The following is a 6,413-nucleotide window of genomic DNA, read 5'->3' as shown; positions in this document are numbered from 1 at the left end:
GCGACTGAAGTCGCACTTCCACAAATAGACTATAATATTAAGCGGATTGGTATAAACCCATTAATAAAAAATAACAGTCCAAAATTATAAAAACATTTTCGCTCTTCATATATTCAATGTATTAAAGTATCTTGCCGATGATATTTTAATTATCAGTGAGTTAGCTGTTTTCGTAGGTTATAACTGTTTCCTTGGCTCTCCAAACCTCTCTAAAAAGTAAGTCATTCTTCAGGTTTTCATTTGACAGAACCCCAATAAACTCTGATTATTTAGTATGCAATGAGGTTTGTAATAACGCCTTAGCGATTTAAAGGAAATATTAATGATGGTTAATCACAAAGTAAGCAGTTTGCTTTTAATCGCATTTGATAGGGGGTTAGCGCAACACTGTATAGAAGAACTAAGTCCACTTTGTGATATTGATTATTGCTATTCTATGGATGATCTTGAAACTTTAACTATTAATCCAGGTGCGGTGATTTATGTAATGGATTTTACTAGCTCTAATCACCTTTATAATATTAATTTTATTCGTAACAGATACCCCGACAAACAGTTCTTTGTTATCAGCTCTACGGTCTCTATCCCATTATTGCATCAATCTTTACATATAGGGGTTAATGATCTGTTTATTCACCCGTTATCAGTGCAAGACAAACATGATCTGTTTTACACACTAAAAAACAAAACTTATGTAAAGTGTTTTAGCGAGGAAATAGAGAATAATAATGATCTATTTCCTCAAATGAATAAAGAACACACTATAGGTTCTTTACTAGATATAATTGAACGCGATTACAGCAAAAGTCCCTCTCTGCAGGATTTGTCAAATGAGGTTCATTTAAGCCCCAGCCGCATTTGCCATATGTTTAAAGATATATGTGGCATAACTTATAGCTGCTATTTGTTATCTCGTAAAATAGAAGAGGGGGAACGTTTATTAACTGTAGGTAAAAAATCTATTACTAACATCTCCTATCAAATCGGATTTGCAAACCCATCGCATTTTTGTCGAACTTTTAAAGAACATTTCAATATTACTCCTACCGCTTATGTAAAAGGTAACAGAGATGTTGAGCACAGCATTACATATTTAAGATATCAAAGGTTAAGATCTGAGTTATTCCCAGATTTGGCAATTGAAGCACAGGAAAATATTCTTAACTTTGTAGAAAAATATCATGCTTCATGATCTTTTACTTACCAAGGCTAATGCGCATAGTGTTATTTACCTGATTATTTGTTTTTTTCTTTCGGCCCCTATTACGCTAAGCGCTCAGCAAAAATTATTATCTAATCATCAAATAGGTAATGAAAGTGATTTACTCTCTGAGCCGGTAGAAAAAATCTTAACGCCCTATCAAGATATTTTAAAACAATCGGAAAAAGAATATCTCTGGTTGGAGCCTGGTGGTTTAACACTATCCGGCCGTACTCTGCATTGGCTCTTAGCTGATCTTGGTTGGCATGATGTTGGCAATATCAATGAATTATCGATAGATAATTACCAGCAACATGATCGTATTTTAACTGATGGATTTTTAGAATTAATCAAGTTAGATAATCAGAATGGCCGCTCCCCCTTATCCAGTGCTGAATCGGTGTTAGCTAATGCGATTAATGCTGATTCAACGGATCAGTTATTATTTTCATTGATTCCGGAATATGATCAAATAAGCCAATTGAGAAAAGCAATTTCACGTTACCGGTTTTTATCTGCTTATCCATGGCCAATACTCGATCTTAATTTCAAACCTAAACTCGGACAAAGCCACCAACAGGTAAAAGGGATTAGAGAAATTTTAGTTCGTTTGGGCGATCTTCCGCAAAGAGCGCAAAAAAAATATCGCCTGGGCGTATTTGACTCTGTTGTTGTAGCCGCGTTAAAAAAATTTCAGCAACGCCATGGCTTAGTTGCCGATGGCGAGTTGGGGCCTAACACATATATGGCTTTGCAGGTTCCACCTAAGCAGCGCATTAAACAGTTACAGGTCAATTTATGGCGTTGGTTTACGCTTCCTAACCGTCCCCCTGATAAATATTTATTAGTCAATATACCAAGCTATCAATTGTCAGTAATGGAGGTGGGCAAGCAAGTATTACAGATGAAAATAATTGTCGGTAATATCGAAAACCAAACACCACAAATTGTTACAGAAATAGATAGGCTAACACTTAATCCTAGTTGGACGCCTACATATAATATTATTAATAATGAATTAATACCTGAATACAAAAAAGATTTTTTATCTTTAAAACGCAAAAATTTTCAGTTAGTAAAAGGTTATTGGAATAATTCTCAAAGCAGAGAAATTGACCATCCCAACTTGAACTTACCTGAATTGCTTCAATCTTATCGTCTAGTTCAAGCGCCTGGTGATAATAATGCGTTAGGCTATTATCGTTTTAATATTCCCAATCGCCATTCCATCTACTTACATGATACTCCGGTTAAATCTTTATTTAAGCAACCTCTGCGGGCATTCAGCCATGGTTGTATCAGGCTGGAGAATGCAAATTTATTAGCTAAATATTTGTTAACTTTTGAGGCGTCATATGATGAAAATGAAATGTTTTCCGCCTTAAAATCTGGAAAAACCACCCACTTACGTTTAACTAATCCTTTACCTGTTTATATCACCTATCAAACGGCTTGGATTGATGAACAAGGTAAGTTACGTTTCTCAGCAGATATCTACTCTCTTGACAAAAAAATTATAAATCTTGCGCAATTTCAGACAATAGTAAGCAATTCTGTGATAACGCATTCTGATAATTCCTTCTAATCTTAACTATATCCAGAGGTTAATTCATTAATATATCAATGGATGCTGGTGCAAGGGCTGGCTGGTTCGTTACTTCCTTGTTTAATTAGGTTATAGGAGTGATTTAAAATGCGAAATATCAAAGAGTTATTTGCCGAGTTTATTCAAGACGAAAGTGGCTTAACCGCCGTTGAGTATGCGATTGCAGGGGCGCTAGTCGCAGGAGCTCTGGTTGTAGCATTCTCCGATCTGGGTAAAGCGGTAGGCAGCACTATTGGTTGTCTTGAAAGTGCCGTTGGTGGTGCAAGTATAGATTGCTAAACACTGTGTATAAGTGCAAGGATTGGTTGGCTAATCACTGCCTTGTTTAATTGGGATTATAGGAGCGATTGAAAATGAGAAATATTAAAGAGTTATTCACCGAATTTATTCAAGATGAAAGCGGTTTAACCGCTGTTGAATATGCGATCGCAGGCGCGCTAGTAGCAGGAGCTCTGGTTGTTGCATTCTCAGATCTGGGTAAAGCGGTAGGCAGTACTATTGGTTGTCTTGAAAGTGCCGTTGGTGGTGCAAGTGCCGATTGCTAAATGCTAATTAAGATTAACGGGATGTGCAATGGAAAATGTAGATCTAATTATTAAACTCTCTATTATATCGTTGGTATTTTTAATATCACTCTATTTTGATCTGAGATACCAACGCATCCCAAATCTTTTATGCGCAGTAACCTTAATTACAGGGTTTACCGCACAGATCTATTTTTCAGGCTGGTCTGGTCTTTTAAGCGCTTTTATTGGTGCGGGTCTCGCCTTTCTTATTCTATTTCCTGCTTTTTGTTTTAAATTCTTTGGTGCAGGAGATGTAAAACTGATGGTTGCCATTGGTTCCTTCTTAGATGTCAAACTTTTACTTTGGTCGTTAATTTATAGTTTAGTCGCGGGTTCTATTACCAGTATCTGCCTTGCTTTATATAAATTGGGCTGGCAAGCCGTTAAAGAGGTTTTATTACACTATTTTCGCTGTTTATATCTGCGTCAATTCATTCGCCCTGATAACCAGGGTTTTCTGGAAATGAAAATTCCTTATGCGCCAGCTTTCGCCATAGGTTGGGTTTGGGCTTGCAGTCAAAATGTAAATGTTTTATGGCTCATTTCAAATCTTAGATATCAATTAGGAGTGTGAAATGGGACTGTTTAACTTCCAAAAACAAAACGAAGCACAGGCAACAGAGGCAAATGTAATTGCCAATGAATCGGTAAATAATGAGCACGAGAATGAAAATACCGAGCCTTCAAAAACAGCTGAGCTATCTGAATCTAACGTTTCTAAAAAGGTTGTCGAGTTTGCTGTTGACACAAAATTACTAAATTTAGCGCCTAGACCTTCAACAATTGCTGAAACCGGTCTATCTGCTAATTTGCTACTTGATCTGTTAGTGAAACATTTGCAGATTGGTGGTGTATATACTCTTAGAGAGTTGGCCGAAAAATTATCTTTAGCTGGCGGCATAGTTAAAGAGTTAGTCGAGCAGGCGAAGGCATTGTCCTGGATTGAAAATAGGCAAAGCCTTTCCGACGGGCAAATGCGCTACTCTTTAAGTAACCTTGGTAATTTACAAGCTGAGAAATCATTTTTAAAAAACGGTTATCTTGGCAGTGCCCCTTTACCTTTAGCGCAATATATTCGAGTTGCAAAAGTCCAGTCCAGCCGTTCCGCGCCTCTCTCAAAACCAGAATTAGATGCGGCTTTCAATGAGTTGACTTTTCCAGCTGAATTGATTGAAAAAGTTGGCCCCGCGCTCAATTCTATTAAACCCATTTTAATTTATGGTAAACCTGGTACGGGGAAAAGTTATTTCTGCCGTCATCTGAATCTTGTCTTCGGAGATCAAGTATTAATCCCCTATGCGCTAGAAGTTAATAATGAAATCATTCAAATATTTGATCCGGAAGTTCATCAAACCACTTATCAATCCAGTAGTAATGATCTGCTCAAATTGGGTAGCAGTTTTGATCAACGCTGGCAACTTTGTAAGCGGCCGTTGATTGTTACTGGTGGTGAGCTGACGTTAGATATGTTGGAAGTGCGTTTTGACCACAATTCAAAAACCTATCAGGCACCACTGCAGCTTAAGGCCAATAACGGAATTTTATTATTAGATGACTTAGGTCGTCAGAAAGTAAGTCCGAAAGCGTTATTCAACCGCTGGATTGTACCTTTAGAAGAAAGAAGAGATTTTTTGTCTTTACAATCAGGGCAGCACTTTGAAGCTCCATTTGAATTGTTGTTGCTGTTTTCTACAAACTTATCTCCGAAAGACTTAATAGATGAAGCATTTTTAAGGCGATTGGGGTACAAAATCCCTTTTCTAGGGCTTGATAAAGAACAATTCAAAGAAATTTGGTACCAGGAGTGCGAAGCGAATGGGGTTCTGTGTGAACAGAAACAATTTGATTATCTGGTTGACCATCTATTCACATTACATTCGAAAGATTTTTTACCATGTTATCCAAGAGATTTAATTTCAATCATTCATGACCAAATTGTATTTAATAACTTAACACCAGAAATTAACCAAGAGTTGCTCGATTTTTCCTGGCAAAGTTACTTTGTATAAGTAATTAACGCTGATGTTGTAGGGATTTATACATAATCGAATAATCAGGAGGAAATATGAATAGAAACACCATAGTGTTTATTGTTCTATCCATAGCTTTCGGGCTAGGGGCAGTATTAATAGCAAGGAATTGGCTGGCAGAAAATCAACCAACAGATTTAACTGCGGGGCAAGTACCTGTTTTTACAGTTAACACTGAACTGCCTACGGGGACAATTTTAGATCCCAAATATATAGTCTCTACAGTGATACCTGAAAGTCTAGCGCCTGAAGGTGCAATTACTGAGAAGGAGCTATTAGAGGAGATGGTCGTTAAGCAAAGGCTTTATGTGGGCGATATTCTCAGGCAGGAAAGGTTAGTCAAAAAAGGTGAAGGTAGCTCTGTAGCAAGCCTGATTGGCAAAAATATGAGGGCCGTTTCTATTCGGGTAAATGATGTGGTCGGGGTAGCGGGTTTTTTACTTCCAGGAAATAAAGTTGATGTGCTCAGTACCTATAAAACTAAAGGTAAAAGTGTTTCGACTGATGTTATTCTCTCAAATGTGAAAATTTTGGCAGTAGATCAAAAAGCCTCCGATGATGAAAATAAACCGCAAATTGTGAGAGCTATTACACTTGAACTGAACCTTCAACAAGCTGGGATATTAATGAATGCCAGAAGTAAAGGCGGCATTCAATTAGCGCTTAGAAATCCCAACGAACAAAGAGGCAGTAAGGACGATCAAACTGTTTCTGAAGAAGATTTGACCGATCCACAGCTAATGGCCTCTGAAGATGATTCTAGCGATCAACAACTAACAGTCTCTAAAGAAGATTCTACCGATAAGCAGCCCGTTATTGAGATGACATTGGCGAATACTTCTTCTGCAGATGATAACCCGAGAATATTTAGAAAAAGCCAAAAAGTTGAAGTTATTCGAGGGGTTAAAAAAGAATCTATACAGCTTACGAATAAACGATAAAGGACTACAAAAATGAAAATCAAACAAAGAGTAGTACCCTTTTTTACAAGCATAATATTTATTTTATCC

General features: G+C 37.2%; 7 protein-coding genes. All 7 read left to right on the top strand.

Features of this window, described 5'->3' with window-relative positions; translation table 11 throughout:
* The first annotated feature begins 322 nt into the window (after window positions 1-322).
* The 7 genes from AC4GME_RS16355 to cpaB all read left to right on the top strand — a co-directional run bounded on the left by AC4GME_RS16355 (window position 323) and on the right by cpaB (window position 6,344).
* Complete coding sequence (locus tag AC4GME_RS16355; RefSeq protein WP_490379786.1) at window positions 323-1,192, top strand: helix-turn-helix transcriptional regulator; 870 nt, start codon at window positions 323-325, stop codon at window positions 1,190-1,192.
* Window positions 1,182-2,786, top strand: a complete 1,605-nt coding sequence (locus tag AC4GME_RS16350) for a L,D-transpeptidase family protein (protein WP_490379785.1) — start codon at window positions 1,182-1,184, stop codon at window positions 2,784-2,786. Before AC4GME_RS16355 ends, AC4GME_RS16350 begins: the two co-directional genes overlap by 11 nt.
* A 108-nt stretch (window positions 2,787-2,894) precedes the next feature.
* Entirely contained in the window at window positions 2,895-3,086 is a 192-nt protein-coding gene (locus tag AC4GME_RS16345; RefSeq protein WP_490377045.1) for a Flp family type IVb pilin, read from the top strand.
* 74 nt (window positions 3,087-3,160) lie between these two features.
* Window positions 3,161-3,352 (top strand): Flp family type IVb pilin, encoded by a 192-nt coding sequence (locus tag AC4GME_RS16340; protein ID WP_490377044.1) that lies wholly within the window; start codon window positions 3,161-3,163, stop codon window positions 3,350-3,352.
* 28 nt (window positions 3,353-3,380) lie between these two features.
* A complete protein-coding gene (locus tag AC4GME_RS16335; protein WP_490377043.1) occupies window positions 3,381-3,947 on the top strand; it encodes an A24 family peptidase in 567 nt (188 codons plus the stop codon).
* Window position 3,948: 1 nt separating this feature from the next.
* Complete coding sequence (locus AC4GME_RS16330) at window positions 3,949-5,382, top strand: DUF8689 domain-containing protein (protein ID WP_490377042.1); 1,434 nt, start codon at window positions 3,949-3,951, stop codon at window positions 5,380-5,382.
* Between the two features lie 56 nt (window positions 5,383-5,438).
* Window positions 5,439-6,344: a Flp pilus assembly protein CpaB gene (cpaB, locus tag AC4GME_RS16325; RefSeq protein WP_490379784.1), complete on the top strand. Its 906-nt coding sequence runs from the start codon at window positions 5,439-5,441 to the stop codon at window positions 6,342-6,344.
* Window positions 6,345-6,413 lie beyond the last annotated feature (69 nt).

The sequence above is a fragment of the Psychromonas sp. genome (assembly GCF_983033635.1).
This window is presented reverse-complemented; position numbering and strand designations above follow the sequence as displayed.

What these genes read in the sequence shown, in the direction of transcription:
- AC4GME_RS16355 (WP_490379786.1), top strand. Translation starts at nt 323, where the DNA reads ATGATGGTTAATCACAAAGTAAGCAGTTTGCTTTTAATCGCATTTGAT.
- AC4GME_RS16350 (WP_490379785.1), top strand. Translation starts at nt 1,182, where the DNA reads ATGCTTCATGATCTTTTACTTACCAAGGCTAATGCGCATAGTGTTATT.
- AC4GME_RS16345 (WP_490377045.1), top strand. Translation starts at nt 2,895, where the DNA reads ATGCGAAATATCAAAGAGTTATTTGCCGAGTTTATTCAAGACGAAAGT.
- AC4GME_RS16340 (WP_490377044.1), top strand. Translation starts at nt 3,161, where the DNA reads ATGAGAAATATTAAAGAGTTATTCACCGAATTTATTCAAGATGAAAGC.
- AC4GME_RS16335 (WP_490377043.1), top strand. Translation starts at nt 3,381, where the DNA reads ATGGAAAATGTAGATCTAATTATTAAACTCTCTATTATATCGTTGGTA.
- AC4GME_RS16330 (WP_490377042.1), top strand. Translation starts at nt 3,949, where the DNA reads ATGGGACTGTTTAACTTCCAAAAACAAAACGAAGCACAGGCAACAGAG.
- cpaB (WP_490379784.1), top strand. Translation starts at nt 5,439, where the DNA reads ATGAATAGAAACACCATAGTGTTTATTGTTCTATCCATAGCTTTCGGG.